At 33.4% G+C, this 21,446-nt stretch carries 21 protein-coding genes; 13 read left to right on the forward strand and 8 right to left on the reverse strand.

All coding sequences use genetic code 11. The features are described from left to right. Nucleotides 1–697: 697 nt before the first annotated feature. Nucleotides 698–1,483 carry a sulfite exporter TauE/SafE family protein gene (locus KHA90_RS20895; protein WP_213306012.1) on the reverse strand — a complete coding sequence of 262 codons (786 nt, stop codon included), beginning with the start codon at nucleotides 1,481–1,483 and terminating at the stop codon, nucleotides 698–700. 279 nt (nucleotides 1,484–1,762) lie between these two features. Then, nucleotides 1,763–2,389 carry a Crp/Fnr family transcriptional regulator gene (locus KHA90_RS20900; RefSeq protein ID WP_213306015.1) on the reverse strand — a complete coding sequence of 209 codons (627 nt, stop codon included), beginning with the start codon at nucleotides 2,387–2,389 and terminating at the stop codon, nucleotides 1,763–1,765. A gap of 599 nt (nucleotides 2,390–2,988) precedes the next feature. Between KHA90_RS20900 and KHA90_RS20905 the strand changes: the two genes are divergently transcribed. The 11 genes from KHA90_RS20905 (at nucleotide 2,989) to KHA90_RS20955 (ending at nucleotide 16,595) form a co-directional block, all read left to right on the forward strand. After that, nucleotides 2,989–3,300: a rhodanese-like domain-containing protein gene (locus KHA90_RS20905; RefSeq protein WP_055095772.1), complete on the forward strand. Its 312-nt coding sequence runs from the start codon at nucleotides 2,989–2,991 to the stop codon at nucleotides 3,298–3,300. 75 nt (nucleotides 3,301–3,375) lie between these two features. Further along, nucleotides 3,376–4,956: an NADP-dependent glyceraldehyde-3-phosphate dehydrogenase gene (locus KHA90_RS20910; protein ID WP_213306129.1), complete on the forward strand. Its 1,581-nt coding sequence runs from the start codon at nucleotides 3,376–3,378 to the stop codon at nucleotides 4,954–4,956. Nucleotides 4,957–5,331: 375 nt separating this feature from the next. Next, nucleotides 5,332–7,203 (forward strand): M1 family metallopeptidase, encoded by a 1,872-nt coding sequence (locus KHA90_RS20915; RefSeq protein WP_213306018.1) that lies wholly within the window; start codon nucleotides 5,332–5,334, stop codon nucleotides 7,201–7,203. A gap of 16 nt (nucleotides 7,204–7,219) precedes the next feature. Further along, nucleotides 7,220–7,612, forward strand: coding sequence for an ACT domain-containing protein (locus KHA90_RS20920; protein ID WP_213306021.1), 393 nt, complete (start codon nucleotides 7,220–7,222; stop codon nucleotides 7,610–7,612). A gap of 179 nt (nucleotides 7,613–7,791) precedes the next feature. Then, nucleotides 7,792–8,409, forward strand: coding sequence for a hypothetical protein (locus KHA90_RS20925; RefSeq protein ID WP_213306024.1), 618 nt, complete (start codon nucleotides 7,792–7,794; stop codon nucleotides 8,407–8,409). A gap of 74 nt (nucleotides 8,410–8,483) precedes the next feature. Further along, the gene (locus KHA90_RS20930; RefSeq protein ID WP_213306026.1) at nucleotides 8,484–8,888 is read left to right on the forward strand and encodes a GNAT family N-acetyltransferase; all 405 of its coding nucleotides are present in this window, start codon (nucleotides 8,484–8,486) and stop codon (nucleotides 8,886–8,888) included. Nucleotides 8,889–9,146: 258 nt separating this feature from the next. Further along, on the forward strand, nucleotides 9,147–9,530 hold the full coding sequence (locus tag KHA90_RS20935) for a hypothetical protein (protein WP_213306029.1): 384 nt from the start codon (nucleotides 9,147–9,149) through the stop codon (nucleotides 9,528–9,530). A gap of 175 nt (nucleotides 9,531–9,705) precedes the next feature. Beyond that, on the forward strand, nucleotides 9,706–10,788 hold the full coding sequence (locus KHA90_RS20940) for an efflux RND transporter periplasmic adaptor subunit (RefSeq protein ID WP_213306032.1): 1,083 nt from the start codon (nucleotides 9,706–9,708) through the stop codon (nucleotides 10,786–10,788). Between the two features lie 96 nt (nucleotides 10,789–10,884). Next, on the forward strand, nucleotides 10,885–14,052 hold the full coding sequence (locus tag KHA90_RS20945; RefSeq protein WP_213306035.1) for an efflux RND transporter permease subunit: 3,168 nt from the start codon (nucleotides 10,885–10,887) through the stop codon (nucleotides 14,050–14,052). Further along, nucleotides 14,045–15,493, forward strand: a complete 1,449-nt coding sequence (locus KHA90_RS20950) for a TolC family protein (protein WP_213306038.1) — start codon at nucleotides 14,045–14,047, stop codon at nucleotides 15,491–15,493. Before KHA90_RS20945 ends, KHA90_RS20950 begins: the two co-directional genes overlap by 8 nt. Before the next feature lie 340 nt (nucleotides 15,494–15,833). Continuing rightward, nucleotides 15,834–16,595 carry a helix-turn-helix domain-containing protein gene (locus KHA90_RS20955; protein ID WP_244860492.1) on the forward strand — a complete coding sequence of 254 codons (762 nt, stop codon included), beginning with the start codon at nucleotides 15,834–15,836 and terminating at the stop codon, nucleotides 16,593–16,595. Nucleotides 16,596–16,703: 108 nt separating this feature from the next. Here KHA90_RS20955 and KHA90_RS20960 read toward each other — a convergent pair whose 3' ends face one another. Further along, nucleotides 16,704–16,892, reverse strand: a complete 189-nt coding sequence (locus KHA90_RS20960; RefSeq protein ID WP_213306041.1) for a hypothetical protein — start codon at nucleotides 16,890–16,892, stop codon at nucleotides 16,704–16,706. A 484-nt stretch (nucleotides 16,893–17,376) separates the two neighbouring features. Here KHA90_RS20960 and KHA90_RS20965 point away from each other — a divergent pair, with 484 nt between their 5' ends. Further along, nucleotides 17,377–17,571, forward strand: a complete 195-nt coding sequence (locus KHA90_RS20965) for a hypothetical protein (RefSeq protein WP_213306044.1) — start codon at nucleotides 17,377–17,379, stop codon at nucleotides 17,569–17,571. A 542-nt stretch (nucleotides 17,572–18,113) separates the two neighbouring features. Further along, a complete protein-coding gene (locus tag KHA90_RS20970) occupies nucleotides 18,114–18,482 on the forward strand; it encodes a hypothetical protein (RefSeq protein ID WP_213306047.1) in 369 nt (122 codons plus the stop codon). A 75-nt stretch (nucleotides 18,483–18,557) separates the two neighbouring features. Here the strand turns inward: KHA90_RS20970 and KHA90_RS20975 are convergent, their stop codons facing one another. The 5 genes from KHA90_RS20975 to KHA90_RS20995 form a co-directional block, all read right to left on the reverse strand. Continuing rightward, nucleotides 18,558–19,910 carry a GH1 family beta-glucosidase gene (locus tag KHA90_RS20975; RefSeq protein ID WP_213306050.1) on the reverse strand — a complete coding sequence of 451 codons (1,353 nt, stop codon included), beginning with the start codon at nucleotides 19,908–19,910 and terminating at the stop codon, nucleotides 18,558–18,560. A 212-nt stretch (nucleotides 19,911–20,122) separates the two neighbouring features. Continuing rightward, nucleotides 20,123–20,332, reverse strand: a complete 210-nt coding sequence (locus KHA90_RS20980; RefSeq protein ID WP_213306052.1) for a hypothetical protein — start codon at nucleotides 20,330–20,332, stop codon at nucleotides 20,123–20,125. 8 nt (nucleotides 20,333–20,340) lie between these two features. Beyond that, a complete protein-coding gene (locus KHA90_RS20985) occupies nucleotides 20,341–20,757 on the reverse strand; it encodes a hypothetical protein (RefSeq protein WP_213306055.1) in 417 nt (138 codons plus the stop codon). Nucleotides 20,758–20,895: 138 nt separating this feature from the next. Then, the gene (gene yidD, locus KHA90_RS20990; RefSeq protein ID WP_213306058.1) at nucleotides 20,896–21,180 is read right to left on the reverse strand and encodes a membrane protein insertion efficiency factor YidD; all 285 of its coding nucleotides are present in this window, start codon (nucleotides 21,178–21,180) and stop codon (nucleotides 20,896–20,898) included. Next, a complete protein-coding gene (locus KHA90_RS20995; RefSeq protein WP_213306061.1) occupies nucleotides 21,177–21,410 on the reverse strand; it encodes a hypothetical protein in 234 nt (77 codons plus the stop codon). The genes yidD and KHA90_RS20995 overlap by 4 nt, the downstream gene beginning before the upstream one ends. Nucleotides 21,411–21,446 lie beyond the last annotated feature (36 nt).

The raw sequence follows: 21,446 nt of genomic DNA on the forward strand, positions 1-21,446 counted from the left end.
AATTTAAGTGTTATGGCTTTAGCCAAATTATTAAGTTTGTTTTGGCTAAAGCCAAGAATAATTCGTTTAATATTCCGTGGGTTAAAACCCACGGCTAGTCAAGTTTTATTTTTAGAATTTACTCAGGTTTGCGTTAGGGATAGTAGCCAATGTCATTAAGTTAAGCTTTTAAAAAAATAAAATCATTACAAATAAAATCCGTTTTTATCCGCGTTTTTACGAAGTAAATCTGTTTTATCCGCGTCAAAAATTAGACGCTGATTTTACTGATTCGCTAACACGAAAACGCTGATAAAAACAGATTTTTTCTAATTACTTTCTTGATTAAACTGTTAAGTAATTTTATAGATTTCCCCTTAACTTAATGACATTGGAATAGTAGCGATATCCTTTTTCTTGCTTCTTTAGCAAGGAAAAAATATAGCGGATAGCCCTTTCGCCATGGCGAAAATGCACAAAATATACAAATCCGTTTACTCGAAATGAATAAACGGATTTTTTTTGTTTTTGTCATTTCGACGAAGGAGAAATCACATGTACAGAATCGACAAAGATTATTGCTTATCTGTGCGGAGTTACTTGATGAGATTTCTCCTTCGTCGAAATGAAAAAATTGTGGTAAAGATTTACTATAAGTAAACTAAAATTTAGACAAAAAAAATCTGCCGAATCTGCTAAATCTGCGAGAGAAAAAACTTTAAAATAAAACCTCTTTAGTAATAATATAAAACCCCATTACAAGAACAAACCAACCGAAAATGGGTTTCAGTTTTGCTCCGTCGATTTTTTTAGAAAGCTGGCTTCCTATTAACATTCCGATAAGTGCCATTGCGGTAACGCCTAATAAAAAGCTATAATTTATGGGAGTTCCTATGTATAAATCGCCCGCAAAACCTATGGACGAATTTATGGTGATGATTAATAATGATGTCCCTACGGCTTGTTTCATGGGTAAATTGGCGAAAAAGAGTAGGGCAGGAATGATGAGAAATCCTCCGCCCGCACCCAGAAATCCGGTTATGATTCCGACTACGAAACCTATTATACTTAATTGTATGTAATTGGTTTCGGTGGTTTTGAGTTCGGGTTTGTTTTTTCGGATCATTGAAATTGCTGCCGTAATCATTAATACTGAAAAAATAATCATTATCAAAAAATCTTTTGAAACGGAATAGGAAGCGATAGAAAATAATGTCGATGCAATTTGTGGAAAAATAACTTCGCGAATTATTAGAATAGAAATCACAGACGGAACAGCAAAATATAATGCCGATTTCAGTTTTAGATTTCCCATTTTGTAATGGCTGTAACTCCCAAATAAAGCGGTTGAACCCACAATAAATAACGAATATGATGTGGCTTGCTCCGGATTTATTTTAAACAAATATACTAATATAGGAATGGTCAATATCGATCCTCCTCCGCCAATTAATCCCAGCGAAATCCCGATAATTATCGAGGCAAAATACCCTATATATTCCATTTGCATTTGTTTTGTGCAAAGGTGATTTTATAAATAGAACTTTACAGTAACATTTATCACACAAGGTTTTTTTGTTACTAGATTTATTGCCCACGGATTTGGCGGATTAAACTGGTTTCCACTGATTTATTTTTTTGGTTGTCAAATTGAGCGGAGTCGAAATGCTTTGCGGGTTCTCGACTCCGCTCGAACTGACAAAACAGGGCTTTCAAAATCAAGAAGAAAAGAAAAAAACCTGCGAAAACCCATTCAATCTGTAAAACCTGTGGGCCTAACCATTTACTTCAAAAGTTCGATTTGATTTCGATTTAGTTTTACTAAACCTCTTTGTTCCATTTTTTTGAGTAATCTTGAAATGACTTCTCTTGATGTGTTTAATTCGGTTGCGATTTCCTGATGTGATAATTTTACTTCAGAACAACCACAAGCTTCTGAGTGACGTTTGAGATAAAATTCTAGCCGCTCGTCCATAGAACGGAAAGCGATATTGTCAACAACTTCGAGGACTTCTTCAAAACGGCTTCGATAAGTTTCAATTACAAATTCGTACCAGGATCTGTGTTCCATCATCCATTTGTCCATCATTTGCAACGGAATCATCATTACCGAAACATCTTCGACAACTTTTGCCATGATTTGGCTTTTTTCGCTTTTGGCGGTGCAGATCATCGAGATTGCGCAGGCTTGTCCCGGTTGTAGATAATACATTAAAAATTCGCCGCCATCTTCGCCTTCGCGGTAGATTTTGATTTTTCCTTTGGTAATTAAAACGGTGTTTTTGATATATTGTCCGGTTCGCATTAATACTGTTCCGGCTTCAAAATCTTGTAAGCTTCCGTTTTCCTCGATAGTCGAAATAAGTTCGGGGGAGAAATTTGGGAATATGTTTTTTAGTGAGTTTTGCATTTGGTTATGTTGGTATTATTAGCCCACGGATTTTACGGATTGAACTGGTTTTCACAGGTTTTTCTTTTGCTACTAATTTTACGAATTAATCTGTGGCTATTTTTTTAACACATAGAGACATAGCTTTTAGAAATCATGAAAGGCGTTTCACTTTTAGTACATACACATAGCTATGTGACAATAATGTGTTATTTATTTTCTTCCAAAAATTTCACGAATCTACACGAATTAATTAGTGAAAATTTGTGTAATTCGTGGCAACTTTTTTAATCACTTTAATCATATAATCTGTGGCAAAAAAAATAAATGCTCACAAACGATTTTATCAAATAGAAATTAAAACATATAATTTATTACAAAGATAGCAGATTGAAATGGTTATAATTATGAGAAAACTATATTTAGATGTATTTTATCAAAATGAAAAAATCCTATTTTCTATCGATTTTATAGACTGTATTTTTAAAAATAGTGAGTAAATTTGTATTTCACTGATTATTATACTTTCTCTAAAACGTTTTCTGAGAATAATAATCGAAATCGCATTTGGCACGTTTTTAATTAATAGAAACGTCTTAATTTTACAAAAAACAGATACTATGAATTTATCACAAGAAGATTGGGTTAATCAGCTTGCTGCTGACGAGAATGCAGTTATACTGGACGTAAGAACTGAAGACGAATTTAATGACGGCTATATTGAGAATGCCGTAAACATTGATATTAATAAAGGTCAGGGTTTTATTTATGAAATCGAAGAATTAGATAAAAATAAAAATTATTACGTGTATTGCCGTTCCGGAGCCAGAAGTGCTAAAGCATGTCAGGTTATGAATGAGTTAGGTATCAATAATGCCTACAATTTACTTGGCGGAATTCTGGATTGGGAAGGCGAAACCATAAATCCATAAAACAAATTAAGAGGCAATAAAAAGCCTCTTTTTTCTTTTAAGCGCTATTAATAACCAAACATAAATTACCAGATGATGAGTTTAATACCAGAAGAATATCAAATAAAAACCATTATAAATCAGGATACTTATCTTGTAAACGGAGAATTGAAAAAATGGACAGGACAAACCACGCCTGTTTTTTCGACCATTTCTTCTACAGAAAAATATACGCCAACATTATTAGGATCAATCCCGTTTATGGGAGAAAAAGAAGCTGCTGAAGTTGTTGAAGCTGCAAATGGAGCTTATAATAAAGGACAAGGATTATGGCCAACAATGAAAGTTGCTGACCGTATTAAATGCATGGAAAATTTTGTGCGACAAATGAAGGAAACCCGCGAAGAAGTAGTAAAACTTTTGATGTGGGAAATAGGCAAAAACCTTGGCGATTCGCAAAAAGAATTTGACAGAACGGTAGAATATATTCAGGATACAATTGATAGTTATAAGGAATTAAACGGTCGTAGTTCGCATTTTGAAAAAGTTCAGGGCGTGAATGCTATGATTCGTCGTGGACCTCTGGGAGTTGTATTGTGTCTTGGACCATACAATTATCCGCTAAATGAAACTTTTTCATTGTTGATTCCGGCAATAATTATGGGTAATACAGTTATTTTTAAACCTGCGAAACATGGTGTTTTATGTATTTCACCATTATTACACGCTTTTAGAAGCAGTTTTCCTAAAGGTGTTATTAATATTGTTTACGGTCGAGGTCGTGAAGTGGCTTCTCCGATAATGAAATCAGGTAAAATTGATGTTTTGGCGTTAATTGGAAACAGTAAATCTGCGATTGCGTTACAGGATCAACATCCAAATAAAAATAGATTGCGTTTGATTCTTGGTTTAGAAGCTAAAAATCCGGCGATTATTTTACCGGATGCTGATTTAGATCTGGCAATTCAGGAATGTATTGCAGGAAGTTTGTCTTTTAACGGTCAGCGTTGTACGGCTTTGAAAGTGCTTTATGTGCATGAATCAATTGCCGAAGAATTTAACAAACGTTTCTCTGAAAAAGTGGATGGTTTGGTATTTGGGAATCCGTGGGAAAAAGGAGTTTCGTTAACGCCACTTCCTGAAGCCGAAAAACCAGCATATATTCAGGGATTAATTGACGATGCAACTTCTAAAGGAGCAAAAATACTGAACGAAAAAGGTGGAAAACATACGGAGAATTATATTTTTCCAGCCGTTTTATATCCTGTAGATAAAAATATGCGTGTGTATCACGAAGAACAATTTGGACCGGTTGTGCCTATTATTTCGTTTAAACATATTGATGAACCTCTTGATGATATGGCCGAATCAAATTATGGTCAACAAGTAAGTTTGTTCGGGAAGGATATTAAAACTCTGGCTCCGCTCATTGATTCCTTAGTGAATTTAGTTTGTCGAGTAAACCTGAACAGTTCTTGCCAGAGAGGTCCGGATGCGTTCCCGTTTACAGGCCGTAAAGACTCGGCAGTAGGGACTTTGAGTATTCCTGATGCATTGCGTTCATTCTCCATTCGTACATTTGTGGCTTCAAAAGATATCGCTTATAATAATGAAATTTTGCAGGAATTGCTAAACAGCAAGGAATCGAATTTTATTAATACCGATTATATTTTGTAGCTATTAAGGTTATATATTAATTGTAGAGACCGTCTTTTTCTTTTAGAATTAGGCGGTTTTTCTATTTGAAGCTGCGGAGATTCTGAGAGGCTAAGTTTCTTTAGTTTGGTATTTTGAAGAATGACATCTTTGTCAAAATAAAATCTGCTCAATCTGTAAAACCTGCGAGAAATAAAAACCAAATCCCGTATGAAAAAGATTTGTATTAGCATAGAAATCGAAATGACAAACAAATTAAAAAAATCTTTGCGTCCTTTGTACCTTTGTGGCAAGTTAACCAAAACATAAAAATATTTTTAGAGATTCTTGTAACTTATTGTTAAAAAAATCTTCTAATATTATAAACAATATTAAATCAAAATTCAGAAACCACTTATGAGAAAAAAATCACTTCAATTACTGTTTATTGCCTTTTTGTTTTTGGCACAAAATAGTTTTGCACAAGATCTTTATATGCCAAGAAATATAAAAGATGCTTACACGAAAGGAACGCGCTCGATGGACGGAAAACCCGGAAAAAACTATTGGCAGAACCACGGGAAATATACTATGGAAATTAGCGTAGATCCAAAAACGAAAATCGTTACCGGAACTGAAACCATTGTTTACGAAAATAATAGTACCGATACTTTAAAAAATTTACCAATCAGGTTTGTAAACAATCTGCATAAGCCATCTTCGCCAAGAAGCGGAAGCGTAAGTGATGATTTTTTAAGTGATGGATTAACAATTACGTCATTAAAAATTGCCGGAGAAGTTTATAAAGAAGATGGCAGAAAATGGGGAACGGTTGGGAATATCAAAATGAAAAAACCGGTTCCGCCACATACTAAGGTAACCATTAATATCGATTGGAATTATCCTTTATCAAAAGAGAGCGGAAGAGAAGGACAAATAGATGAAACAACATTTTTTGTAGCCTATAGTTATCCTCGTGTAAGCGTTTTTGATGATTATAATAAATGGGACAGACTGGCTCACACAGATCGTCAGGAATTTTATAATGATTTTAATGACTATACATTTTCGGTAAAAGCGCCTAAAAATTATGTGGTTTATGCAACGGGTGATTTATTAAATCCTGATGAGGTTTTACAACCGGAGTTTTCGGCACGTTTAAAAAAATCATATACAACAGATGAAATTCTGCACATTGCAAACGAGCAAGAAATGAAAACCGGAATTGTCACAAAACAAAACGACTGGAACGTTTGGAAATTTGAAGCCAAAAATATCTCAGATGTTTGTTTTGGTTTAAGCGATCATTATTTATGGGATGCGAGCAGCGTAATTGTCGATAAAAAAACAAATCGTCGTGCGAGCGTTCAGGCGGCGTATGATATCAAGGGAACTGATTTTGTAAACTCGGTAAAAAACAACCAATATGCTTTGGATTATTTTTCACACAGTTGGCCGGGAGTTCCATATCCGTTTTCTAAAATGACGGCTTTTCAGGGTTTCGCAGATATGGAATATCCTATGATGTGTAACGATTCGCAAATGGGCGATCCTGTTTTTGCACAATTGGTTCAGGATCATGAGGTAGCACATACTTATTTTCCTTTTTATATGGGAATCAACGAAACGCGTTATGCTTTTATGGATGAAGGCTGGGCAACTACTTTTGAATATTTAATAGGAATTGCAGAACATGGAAAAGAAGCTGCAGATAAATTTTACAAACAATTTAGAGTACAAGGATATATCAAAGATAAATCAACCGAAGAAGATCAACCCATAATCTCCATGTCATCTCAGGTTTCTGATGCAGGTTACGGAAATAATTCTTACGGAAAAGCTTCTTTATCCTATCTCGCTTTAAAAGATTTATTGGGCGATGATGTGTTCAAAAAATCTCTTCATGCTTATATGGACAATTGGAACGGGAAACATCCAATTCCTTGGGATTATTTTAATTCATTCAATACTGCTTCAGGAAAAAATCTGAACTGGTTTTTTAATAACTGGTTTTTTACCAATAATTATATCGATATCTCGGTTAAAAATGTCGCTAAAAATGTAGTTACTGTTGAAAATGTTGGAGGTTTCGCGATTCCGTTTGATGTAATTGTCACCTATTCAGATAATACCATAGAAACTTTGCATCAAACTCCTTCAGTTTGGCAAGCAAATTCTAAAACTGTTGCTGTTGCTTTAAAAAGTAAAAAACAAGTGAAACAAATTGCTGTTGATGGCGGTATTTTTATGGATGCAACACCAGAGGATAATACTTTTGCTGTAAAATAATTTTAATAATTCAAGAATGTCTGGACAAAAAGATTTACAGCAATTACTCAAAAGTATGAAACCGGAATATAATTCAGGCGATTATGTTTTTTGTAAAGTCGATAATTTAGAAAATGTAAATCTCAATGAAGTTGAAATGTTTTTTAAAGAAAAAGAAGCCGTTACACTAATTCTTAAAAAAGAATTGGCTGATGCATTAAAACTGGATTATTCAGTCGTGATGCCATGGATTACGCTTACAGTTCATTCGTCATTAGAAGCTGTAGGTTTAACAGCAGCATTTTCAAAAGCACTTTCAGAGCATGAAATTAGCTGTAATGTGGTAGCTGCTTTTTATCACGATCATATTTTTGTTAATAAAAAAGATACCGATAAAGCGATGAAAATCCTGTATTCTTTCTCAAATTAATTTGATTTTTAATTTTTGTAAGAAAACGAATATCGTAAAAAAGGAAGTCTAAACTTATAGATTTCCTTTTTTTTGTTATCAAAACCTTTCTTTTTCTGTAAATAAAACAAATGTGGGAAACCGTAAACATAATTCAAATTAAAAAACTACGTTTGCAAAAAATAAAACCAACATTGTTAATGAAAAGAAAATTACTATTTATCGTTTTGTTAATTGCTCTTAAAACTGTAGCGCAAAACAATTCAAAAATTGCATTTCAAAAGAGCAGATATGAATTAGCTGTTGCATCATACAAAAAGGCAGATTTTGAAAAAGCAATTGATTTATTTTATGTTGCTTCTAAAATTAAACCTGATAGTGAAATAGGTGTAGAGTCTATTAAAAAAGTAGATACTCTAAAAACGATTTTAAGGCAAAATATAATGACCCATGCTTTGGGTACCTGGAAAATGATTGGTGATAAACCAGTCTGGGCAGCAAAACAAGCGAGTGATTATACAAATAAAGATTTTGATGAAATTGTGCTAATAACACAAAATGAGATTTTATTTTATCAGAGGAATACAAAAACGCAGGAAAAGAAACTGATTAAAACCGAAAAATTAGCGTACTACAATAAAGAACAATCAGATTCTTTGTTTTCTGATATTATTTTATCAGATGGTACAATCTGGAATTGCAATATAAATGACGATGGAAATGAATTACATGTTATTAATGTAGGTAAAACAGGAGAGAACGGTGTAGAAAAAATAACCAGCAATAACATAGAACGATTTTATGTTAAAGTAAAATAGACAAAAGGGAATCAAATTGATTCCCTTTTTTTATGCATAATAAGTAAATTTGTACTCTTGAAGAAATACTATTTATGGAAATAAGAGAAATCAAAGCTTCACAAACCTGGCAAATCAGGCATGAAGTAATGTGGCCGGATCAGCCTTTTGAATTTGTACAATTAGAACAAGATGATTCAGGATTGCATTTTGGCTTTTTTGATCAGGAAAAATTAGTTTCAATTGTTTCTTGTTTTATTACTGATCAGGAAATGCAGTTTAGAAAATTAGCAACTTTAGAAGAATTTCAGCAAAAAGGAATCGCTTCTGAGCTTTTAAAATATATTTTGAAACTCGCAAAACAGAAAAAAATGAAAAAAGTCTGGTGCAATGCCAGAAAAAACAAGAAAACTTTTTACGAAAAATTTAAGATGATTGATACTCGTAAAACTTTTAATAAAGAGGGACAGGAATTTACTATAATGGAAATTTTACTGTAGAAATAACAACGAAATTACTGAATAATATATAGAGCATCAATTATTTACGATTTTGATGGGTTTTAGATTATCAAAGATTGATTCTTAAAAGTATTCTAATTTGTGGTCTTTTTTTTATGATTTTTTCGCATAAAAAAATAAGAATTTAATATTAATGATACTTAATAAAACAATGAAAACGTTTTCGCTTTTGTTAAATGTTAAAGCTTATAAAAAAATATTTTTTTGTTTCGATACTTTGCTTACTTTCGCACCCAAATGAGAAAGTTAATAGTATTTTTAGTATTCATGAATTTGCTTCTGTTAGGCGGAGGTCAATATCTTAATGCTGGTACTCCACAAAACTTTCACAAGCATACTCTTGAGAAAAAACACCGAGTAAAATTTACGAATCAGGATCAGGGATCTTCAATTATTGAAGATGCAGATATTGATGCTGAAGAAGAATATCTTGGAAGTGATGATCTTAAAGATGGACTTACTAATAAGTTTTTTGCAACAAACTACAGTTTACTTGATAATTGGTATCTTTCCTTTTCAAGCCAGACTATTGTAAATGATTACAATCGTTTTAAAATCTTCGTGCCATTTTGTGGCAACTCAAATCCTATTTACATTACTCAACGAGTTTTAAGAATTTGATTCAACAGTATACATCGGTTACCTAAGTTGTGATCCTGCATATCTTGTTGATGTATTTTTTTTCTACTTCATCTTATATGAAATTTAAGTTCTAACTAAGGCTGCCTGATGCATTTTTTCATCTAAAGGAATCTCTGTATTCCAAGCATTCAATCGCTTAATTTCCAATAAAATCATGAAAAGAATTATCTTGTTCACAGGCTTAATTGCCTTTGTGTGCCTTACTAGTTGTACTACTAAAAAAGAAGAAAAAGAAGAGGCGGAAAAGTTTACTGTAACTAATCCGGTAAAAATTGACACTTCGTTTACGAAGCAATACGTTTCACAGATTAAATCTGTACGTAATATTGAAATCCGCGCCCAGGAAAAAGGTTTTTTACAAAATATTTATGTTGATGAAGGACAGTTTGTAAAAAAAGGGCAACTGTTGTTTAAAATTATGCCAAATATGTATCAGGCTGAGCTACTTAAAGCACAGGCTGAACAAAAATCTGTTGAAATTGAATTGCAAAATTCAAAATTACTGGCAGATAAAAATATCGTTTCTAAAAACGAACTAAGTGTTGCCCAGGCAAAATTGCAATCAGCAAAAGCGGAAGTTTCACTAGCAAAACTACATTTATCATTTACTGAAATCAGAGCGCCGTTTGATGGAACAATTGACCGAATTCCGTTAAAATTAGGAAGTCTAATTGACGAGGGTGAATTACTAACAAGCCTTTCAGACAATAGTGAAATGTTTGCTTACTTCAATGTATCTGAACCGGAATATCTACAATACCAAACGGACATAAAAGACCGTGCTGAAAACAAAGTTTCATTGCTTTTAGCTAACGGAGAACTTTTTAAATACAAAGGAAATGTAGAAGTTATAGAAAGTGAATTTAACAATGAAACTGGAAATATCGCTTTTAGAGCAAGATTCCCAAACACTGGAAAATTACTTAGAAACGGAGAAACCGGACAAGTTCAAATGCTTGTTCCTCTTAAAAATGCGATCGTGATTCCGCAAAAAGCGACTTACGAAATTCAGGATAAAAAATACGTTTTTATCGTTGACAAAAACAATAAAGTAAGTTCTAAGGAAATTACTATTACTGGCGAAATCCCTGATTTATATGTTGTAAGCAGCGGAATTACTGAAAATGATAAAATTTTACTTGAAGGAGTTCAGAAAGTAAAAGAAAATGACAAGATCAACTTTACTTACATAGCTCCTCAAAAGGTGGTTAATAATTTACGATTAAAAGCAGAATAAGTAATTCAGTGTCAGTATTCAGTAACAGTTTACAGAATATATTTCACATTTTACAATGCTATTCCAATTTGGTTTAATCATTAAAAAAATATAAAAATGTTTAATAAATTTATTCAAAGACCTGTATTGTCGATAGTAATATCGTTAGTCATTGTCTTTTTAGGGATCTTGTCGGTATTGAATTTGCCTATTACGCAGTTCCCTTCGATTTCTCCTCCAATGGTAAATGTTACGGCAGATTATCCTGGATCAAACGGAGAATTGATGATTAAATCAGTTGTTATTCCGTTAGAAAGAGCTCTAAACGGAGTTCCCGGAATGAAATATATGACTTCTGATGCAGGAAATGATGGTGAAGCGAGTATTCAGGTCGTTTTTAACTTAGGAACAGATCCTAATCAGGCTGCAATTAACGTACAGAACCGTGTAGCTTCGGTTACTAATAAATTACCTCCGTTGGTAGTGAGAGAAGGTGTAAAGATTACTCGTGAGGTTCCGAGTATGTTAATGTATGTGAATCTTTATAGTACGGATAAAAATACCGACATGAAGTTCTTATACAACTATGCCGATATCAACGTATTATCAGAATTAAAAAGGGTAAATGGTGTAGGATCAGGAGATATTCTGGGAACACGAGAATATGCAATGCGTATCTGGTTAAAACCGGACCGTATGTTAGCTTATAAAATATCTGCTGATGAAGTAATGGAAGCATTATCAAGTCAGAGTTTAGAAGCTTCTCCCGGTAAAACTGGGGAAAGTTCCGGTAAACGTTCTCAGGCTTTTGAGTATGTATTAAAATATTCAGGACGTTTTACTACGAAAGAACAATACGAGAATATTGTTGTAAGATCTACCAGTAACGGAGAATTGTTACGTTTAAAAGATATTGCAAAAGTTGAATTTGGAAGTTCGATGTATGATATTTATTCAAATTTAAATGGTCGACCTTCTGCGGCAATTGTATTAAAACAATCTTTTGGTAGTAATGCTAATCAGGTTATTGAAGATGTAAAAGCAAAATTAGAAACTATTAAAAAGAAATTCCCAAAAGGAATGGATTATGAAATTTCGTATGACGTTTCTAAATTCTTAGATGCATCTATCGAAAAAGTAATTCATACTTTGATCGAAGCTTTTATCTTAGTTGGATTAGTAGTTTTCCTTTTCTTAGGAGACTGGCGTTCTACTATTATTCCGGCAATTGCGGTACCTGTTTCCTTAATTGGAACATTTGTTTTCATGACATTCTTCGATATTTCGTTGAACTTAATTACATTATTTGCTTTGGTTTTAGCAATTGGGGTCGTTGTCGATGATGCGATTGTAGTAATTGAAGCCGTTCACGCCAAGATGGAAGAAGAACATCTTTCTCCGCTTAAAGCGACTAAAAAAGCGATGCACGAAATTGCAGGAGCTATTATAGCGATTACATTCCTGATGGCTGCCGTATTTATTCCGGTTGCTTTTATGTCTGGTCCTGTGGGAGTATTCTATCGACAATTCTCGATTACAATGGCAACAGCAATTATCCTTTCGGGTATTGTGGCCTTGACTTTGACACCGGCACTTTGTGCAATGATGCTTGTAAACAATCACGGTAAACCTAAAAAACGTACTCCCGTAAATGTATTTATTGATGGTTTCAACAATAAGTTTAACCTTGCTCAGGGCAAATATCAAAATGTACTTGCTAAAATTGTAAACAGAAGAGCCGTTACTATTATTGCGCTTCTTGTTTTTTGTGCAGGAACATGGTTGATTAGCAGCACGGTTCCTTCAGGGTTTATCCCAAATGAGGATCAGGGAATGTTTTATGCCATTATTCAAACACCTCCGGGTTCATCATTAGAAAGAACAAATGATATTGCAGTTAAATTGCAAAAAATAGCCGAAGATGTCGAGGGAGTAAAATCAGTTTCGTCATTAGCAGGTTATGAGATTTTGACCGAAGGTACAGGATCAAATGCAGGAACTTGTTTGATCAACTTAAAAGACTGGAACGATCGTAAACAATCTGTTCAGGAAATTATGGATGAACTGGAAGAAAAATCAAAAGATATTCCGGGTGCTAATATCGAATTTTTCCAACCGCCTGCAGTTCCGGGATATGGAGCAGCAGGAGGATTTGAACTTCGTTTACTTGATAAAACAGGTTCTAGTGATTTCAAAAAATTAGAAGCTGTAAATAAAGATTTTGTTGAAGAACTGAACAAACGTCCGGAGTTATCTAACGTATTTAGTTTCTTTAGTGCGAGTTTCCCTCAATATATGATGAAAGTCGACAATGATTTGGCACAACAAAAAGGAGTTTCTATTGAAAACGCCATGAATACTTTGTCAACTCTTGTGGGAAGTAACTACGAAATCAGTTTTATTAAATACGGAATCAACTATAAAGTAATCGTTCAGGCTGCACCGGAATATCGTGCACAACCGGATGATATCCTGAAGCTGTATGTTAAAAACAACCATGATGAAATGGTTCCTTTTTCAGCTTTTATGAAATTAGAAAAAGTATACGGTCTTTCTGAAATTACAAGACACAATATGTACACCTCAACTGAAATTAGTGGTGGTGCAGCTCCGGGATATAGTTCCGGAACGGCAATTAAAGTAATTCAGGATGTTGCCGCTAAAAAATTACCAAGGGGTTATGACATTGACTGGGCAGGTATTTCTGCCGATGAGGTTGCTCAGGGTAATCAGGCAATTTGGGTATTCCTGATTTGTTTAGGATTTGTGTACTTGGTTTTAGCAGCACAATATGAAAGTTTTATTCTGCCATTATCAGTAATTCTTTCATTACCTGCAGGTATTTTTGGAGCTTTCTTATTATTGAAAATAACAGGATTAGAAAACAACATTTATGCTCAGGTTGCCATGGTAATGCTTATTGGTTTACTGGGTAAAAATGCCGTACTGATTGTAGAGTTTGCGATACAACGACACGCAGCAGGCAGAACTGTTCTTGAAGCAGCAATGGAAGGAGCTAAAGCGAGGTTCCGTCCTATTTTGATGACTTCATTTGCATTTATTGCAGGTTTATTACCTCTTGCTTTTGCTAGTGGACCGGGTAAAATTGGAAACCGAACTATTGGTACAGCCGCTGCCGGAGGTATGCTTATAGGAACTATTTGTGGTGTATTTGTGATTCCGGGATTGTATTACATTTTTGGAAAAATAGCCGAGAAACACAAATTAGTGAAACATGAAGAAGAGAATCCATTAACAGAAGAAATTGATAACAATCATGTATAAATTCAAATCATATCAATATGGTATTGCATTAGGTATATGTCTTACGGTTGCAGGGTGTAAAGCCCCTGCGCCTGAGGCAGCACCTACTACAAGTACGCCAGTTCCTGAATCATTTGGCACAACAGCTCAAACTCAGGATTCAAACAACACCTCAGCTTTACAATGGAAAGATTATTTTAAAGATCAAAACCTTGTAGATCTGATTGATGTTGCCTTAAAAAACAATCAGGAATTAAACATTACTTTACAAGAAATTGAAATCGCAAAGAATGATATTCGTGTAAAAAAAGGACTTTTATTACCAACACTTGGCGTTCGCGCCGGAGCTGGAGTTGAAAAAGTGGGTAGATATACAAGCCAGGGAGCCGGTGATGCTACTACAGAAATCAAACCCGGAATTGAAACTCCTGATCCGCTTGGTGATTTTACCATTTCTGCTTATGCCAATTGGGAAGTGGATATCTGGAAAAAACTGCGTAATTCTAAAAAAGCAGCGTTAAACAGATATTTAGCAACAGTTGAAGGTAAAAACTTTGTAATTACAAATCTTATTGCCGAAGTTGCTGATTCTTATTATGAATTATTAGCTTTAGATACCCAGTTAGATATCGTAAAACAAACGATTACATTGCAAAGTAATGCTTTAGAAATTGTGAAAATTCAGAAGCAGGCTTCAAGAGCGACAGAATTAGGCGTTAAGAAATTTGAAGCTGAGGTTTTAACTTCAAAAAGTCTGGAATTTGGAATTTTACAACAAATAAAAGAAACGGAAAATAAAATCAACTTTTTGTTAGCGAGATATCCACAGGAAATCAAAAGAACAACCAGCACAAACTTCTTAAGTTTATTACCTGCTGCTGTAAGTTCAGGAATTCCGTCACAATTATTAGCAAATCGTCCTGATGTAAAACAAGCAGAACTGGAATTAGTTGCGGCAAAGTTAGATGTAAAAGTAGCTCGTTCTGAGTTTTATCCTTCATTGGATATTTCGGCTGCAGTGGGAGTAAATGCTTTTAAACCATCGTATTTGTTTACATTTCCGGAATCAATTTTATATTCTTTAGCTGGAGATCTTGCTGCACCTTTGATTAACAGAAATGCAATCAAAGCCGAATTTGCTAGCGCAAATGCAAGACAACTTCAGGCGTTATATAACTACGATCGTACAGTTTTAAATGCTTATTTAGAAGTTTCGAATCAGCTTTCTAAAATTGAAAACCTTCAAAAAGGATACGATCTTAAATCACAACAAGTTGATGCTTTGAATACTTCTATTGATGTTTCTAATGATTTGTTTAAATCGGCGAGAGTTGATTATTTCGAAGTGTTAATGACGCAACGTGATGCATTAGAAGCCAAATTAGAACTGGTTGACACCAAAAAAGAACAATTAAATGCTGCTGTCCATGTTTATAGAGACTTAGGAGGCGGATGGAAATAATATTGCCTGTTAATTTGTAGATAAAAAGCCTTTCAAGAGTAAATTTTGAAAGGCTTTTTTATTTTTAAATGATCGAGTCTAACCTGTGGGGTGTATTTTTATTAAAAAAAATATTTAACACATAGAAACATAGATTTTATGTGTAAAAAAGAACTTTAAAAAGAAATACATTTCTTTCACATAGTCCGCTATGTGTGTTTTAAATAAGTGAAACGCCTTTTTTAAGACTTCAATAATTCTATGTTTCTATGTGTTGAAATTAATTGTATCCAACGGGTTGGTCTTATAAAATAGATTATTTTTATAAAATGAAATTTGAGTTTAAAACTAAAACAGAGATTTGTCAGCAAGTAACGATATAATACGAAAAATAATAAAACCTCAACCAGAGCTTTCTGATTTTGTAGAAAATTTATGGATGCTTGAAAATACATCAGATTCGCCACATGAAATTGTTGTTTTGCCTAACGGAAGATTTGATATTATGTTTTTTTATTCGCCGGAACAATCTTTTCATATTATGCGAATGGGTTTGGAAACAGAACCTGCGCAAACTGCGATTCCGCCAAAAGCACTGTTGTTTGCTATAAGTTTTAAACTTCTGGCGATTGAATATTTGTTAGATGTAAAAGCGGCTTCAATAATAAATACTGCTGATGCTTTGCCAAAAGATTTTTGGGGAATTACAAAGGAGGACCTAAATGATTTTGACCAATTTTGCGATAAAGTTTCCGTTAAAATGATTTCGCTTATCAAGCCGGATATCGATCCCAGAAAGCAAAAATTATTTGAATTGATTTATGCCTCAAATGGGGCAATGTCAGTAAAAGAATTATCGGAGAAAGTATTTTGGAACAGCCGTCAGATCAACCGTTATTTTAATGATCATTTCGGAATCTCCTTAAAAGCGTATTGTAATATTGTACGATTCAAGGAATCATTGGAACATATTAAAGAAGGAAGACTTTTTCCTGAACTGAATTACACCGATCAAAATCATTTTATTAAAGAAATCAAAAGACTTTCAGGAGTTGTTCCTAAAGAATTATTCAAAGATAAAAACGACCGATTTCTACTATTCCATACGCTACCAAAGAAATAGTTTTGGAAATAAGAAAAAGAAGGATAATAAAACAAAAAAACGGGGACCGTAACATATAAATTTACTTTCCCCGAAAATAGTAATAAATTAGATACTAAAAATATATTTTTAGTGATCAGTGTCAGGTGTAGGTGGAGTTGTCACACCACCATCACCAGGGCCATCAGCGTAAGTCGCTTTTAATGGTTGAACAGTTTTTTGTATATCCTGTTTGGTTTGTGTCTCGTATTCGTCAGGAGTACAAGAAAATATAGTAAACAATAGCGCAAAAGCGATAAATAGGATTAAATTTTTCATTTTTATTTAATTTAGAAATTAGACATAGGTATTGCTGTCCGGCTTTATCCAGAGCTTGTTAATGGCAATACCAATTGATTTTTGAGAAGTAAAGCTTGTAGAACTGTAAGACGTTGTTTTATACTTCTCGGATAAACTCAGTCTTACTGTTTTCTACATTGCTATTGAACTAGTTTTAAGTTTTTTGTTTAATCTGCAGATATAAACTTGAACTAATTTCTATTGCAAAGTAAAGGCGCTTTGAGGCCTTTGTTGATAAGGGATTCCCGGAATTCCCGCGTTTTCCCGGGATTCCCAAAAATTCCTTAAAACAAAATACATTGCATGGGAATTTAGGATTGTTTGAACGTGTTATTTGAACGCAAAAACCAATCTGACCTTTATATTATAGAGGCAAAAAAACCTAAAAAGGTTGTCTTGGACTATTAAAAAAAGACAAAAAATGTAGTGTTGAAAAAATCAATCATAGAATTACATTTAGTTTGTGGAAAATAAAAATGAAGAGTCGAAAGAAGTTCCTGATAGAGGAAATCTTTTCTTTAATTTTGGAGATATATTTTCTGAAAAAATAGGTCAGAAGATATATCGAGGAAAAATAATTATGGTTGGGATTGGATCTGTCGCGTTAGTGTCTTCTGCTGTTTTATATTTTGTGCAGAAGAAAGAGGAGACAGAATAGTTTCTGAATGAAACTTTGAAGCATTTTGAGAATCAAAATGCATGAAGAAGTAAAAAGAATAATTTTTTGAGGAGTAATTGAAACCTTTAAAAAGTTTGTTTTTTATCATATTAATATCTGTTTGTTTACACCTTAAAGATAAGAAAAAAATGCGTATAAACCTAATGAAATCAATGAAATAAGTGCTTTTTTTGCTTTAAAATGTGAATTTTTTTTCGGAAATTCCCCTCCTGTCATTACTGAATTTTAAGACAATAAAACTGGATTTTTACTCATCGCTGGATTTTGGAATAAAATTATTTATATTTATATCCGTTGGGTGTAATTAAAAAAAAACATATATTTCGACGCGGATTTACACGGATCTTTTTTAATTCCATATAAAAATCTGCGAAAATCTGCGTTTTTGCAAAGCAAATCTGTTTTATCCGCGTTCTAATTTATACAGTTTGTATTTTAACTTAATTGCACCCAACGGGTTTATATTTATAAAACATTATAATAAATGTTCATTGTAGAACTATCAGTTTAAAAATATCCTTATGAAAAAGTTTCTAGTAGTATTAATTGTTTTATCCGCTTTTGGTTGTAAAAAATATGTTGTCTCGTTTGAGCAACCCACAAATATGAAATTGGACAACTTAAAACTGGAGGTACTTCTGGATAAGAAGAAAGTTCAGGATATTAACTTAAAAGCAACAAATGCAATGCCTGAATATGAAACAGCAGAACTGCCAATATCAGATGATGGAAAACATTTACTTCAGTTTAAAGTAAGAGATACCACTTTTAGTTATGAGATAAAGTATCCTGAAGAAAGATATATTATTGTATCAGCATTTTTAAAAAATAATGGCAAGCTTCATGTTGGAATCTTAAAACAGCAATATAGTTTTAGAGTTCAGCGATAAATGATTTTATTTCAAATGCAAAAAGCCTTTCACATTTAATTGCAAAAGGCTTTTTGTGTTTTTGAAACATCAGTTTTAAGATAAAAAATCCTTAAACCATAATCCTGAATGTTTAATAGTTCTTTGTTGTGTATCAAAATCAACATGAATTAACCCGAATCTGGCATTATAACCTTCTGCCCACTCAAAGTTATCGGTAAGACTCCAAACGAAATATCCTTCGACGTTAAGACCGTCTTTTTTGGCTTTTAGAATTTGTTCTAAATGATCCTGAATATAATGGGTTCGTTTGATATCATATACTTTTCCGTTGGTTAGAATATCGGGAAAAGCGGCACCGTTTTCGGTAATAATGATTTTTTTTATGTTTTTGTATTCGTTGAATTTTTTAAGGACTTCGTAAAGTGCGGGCGGATAAACTTCCCATCCCATATCAGTTGAAATCACATTTCTTTTTTCGGCACTGATTAATTCGGCACCAATATACGGAATCAGTATTGATGATTTTACGACTTCGCGGGTGTAACATTGCAGTCCTATAAAGTCAAAGTCGAAAGCAAGATTATTGAGATCATCTGCTAAAATGTAATTATTGAGTTTTTTTAGCACAGGCAAATCCGCTTGCGGATAACCTAATCCTAAAATAGGCTCAATAAAAGTACGGTTTAGCAAAGTATCGACCCGTTTTGCAGCATCAATATCTTTTTGGTTTTGCGTTGCAGGTTCAATATGTGTACACGAAAAAGTAGTTCCTATATTAGCATCCTGAACTTTATCACGAAGTATTTTTGCACCCGCTGCGGTTGCCAACGTAACGTGATGCATGGCTTTAAGATAATTGGTAATGCCTTTTTTTCCCGGAGCATGAATTCCCAGAAAATATCCCGCGCCTGTGAATACCGAAGGTTCATTAATTACCATCCAGTTTTTGACCCGATCGCCAAAATGTTGTGCACAAACAGCCACATATTCTGAAAACCATGTAACTGATTCCCGATTGGTCCATCCGCCTTTTGTTTCTAAAACATGGGGCAAATCCCAATGATAAAGCGTAATCCACGGTTCTATCCCGGAAGCTAATAAAGAGTCAATGATTTTGTTGTAATAATCAATTCCGGCTTGGTTTACAGGATGAATTCCTGTAGGCATAATTCTGGTCCAACTGATCGAAAACCTAAAATTCGGAATGTTTAGTTCGCGTATTAAGTCAATATCATTTTGGTATGAATTATAGAAATCGCAAGCGGTTAGCGCATGATGTCCGTTTTTTACTTTTCCTTTTTGAGCTGTAAAAACATCCCAGATAGAGGAACCTTTTCCATCGGCATCATGAGCCCCTTCAATTTGGAAAGCGGCGGTTGAAACACCCCACAAGAAATCATCTCCAAATTGGTTTTTGTTTAAAAATGAGTTCTCAATTTTATTCATTCAAATAAGTTTTCCTTTATTTTAATTGTAATGTATTAATGAAGGAAAGACGATTGCATGGCTCTTAAAAAAAGCCATTCTTTGAAGGAAACCAGAAAATTTAGATTGAAAAATTTCATAACGTTTAGTTTTATTCAAATTAATAAAACTAATGTGAATTAAACGTAAAGTGATTATTATCAAATGATTAAATAAACAAAATAAGAAGATATTTAATCTTCCCATCCGCAAAGCGTGAGCCCTAAACCTTGTGCCTGTTTCAGGGATGTTTTTACCGTTTCATGGCTACAAGATGATAAACCCCGGCAGGTTTCTTTAAAATGATATTTTTTAGCACCGGTTGAAGCGCAGATATAAACTGAAGTTTCGGGCAAATCAAAAGAAGTAAATACAATAAAGAGTAGGATTAAAATGTATTTCATTAGAGTTTTTATTTGACAATTAATTGATATTCATTTCCTTTAAGGTCAATGGCTTTTAGTTTTCCGTATGAAATCCATTCCGTATTGATTTCGATATCGGCAATAGAATCACAAATTAAAATTCCTGCGCCATATTTTCCCTGAACATTGATGTTCCCGTAAACCGAATCGCCTTTTATATTGATTCCTTTTACATCATAATTGTATTCATATTGTCCCGGATTTCCGGTTCTGTATTCGTAATGGTACGTGTTGTTAATATGATAGGTTTTGGCTTCGTCCGGTGTAATTGTTTTTCGGTCATCCGGAGTAATTCTGACAACTTGTTTGTAAAAAGAATTGATCTGAAGTGGAGGAGGAGCAGAAGCTTTTTTACAGGAAAAAATTAAGAGTAACAAAATTAAGGTTAGGTAGTTTTTTGACATAGGCGTTGGGTGAAATTTATAAAACAGATATTTAGTATGATTTAAATCAAAGAATCCGGATCGATTATTAGTTGCTAATCTAATTAGAAATGCATTGTCTAAAATGCGTATTTATACTGGATTTTAATATTGCACTGACTAAAAATTGATTAGCCTTTCAGCGATTTCTTCCCTGTCAATAATTATTTGAGAGGGAAGAATCATTTGTATCTGATTATTTATTGGATTTTTAAAAATTTGAAAGTTTCCCCGACAATTTTTATATCGAAATTGAAATGCTTTTAATCCCTTAATAAATCCCTCTTTATGAGTTGTTTCAAATACATGATTGGAACAGGATTTTTTAAAAATGCATCTTTTTCTTTTAGAAGGAGGAATAAATTTCCAATACAATTGAATAATGAATAGTATTAGATATTTCATTTTTTCTGAAAAACAACCATTTGATTATTTGTTGTGTAGCCTGGTCGACCTCCAAATCCAAAACAGCCACTATCTGGATGAACAAATGTTGATACACTTTCTAAGCGTACATATTCCCAACCTTGATTTGTAAAGTTTTTTATTAAGCTTTCAAGTTGTTCAGCAACATGATTTGAAGTTCCTTTTTTAGGATCAATTGAAGCGATAAATGGTACTACTTTGTATTCCATAATTTTAAGTTTTAATTATTATTATTATTATTATTT

Origin of the sequence: Flavobacterium psychroterrae (assembly GCF_018380615.1) — a bacterium.
GTDB classification, from domain to species: domain Bacteria; phylum Bacteroidota; class Bacteroidia; order Flavobacteriales; family Flavobacteriaceae; genus Flavobacterium; species Flavobacterium psychroterrae.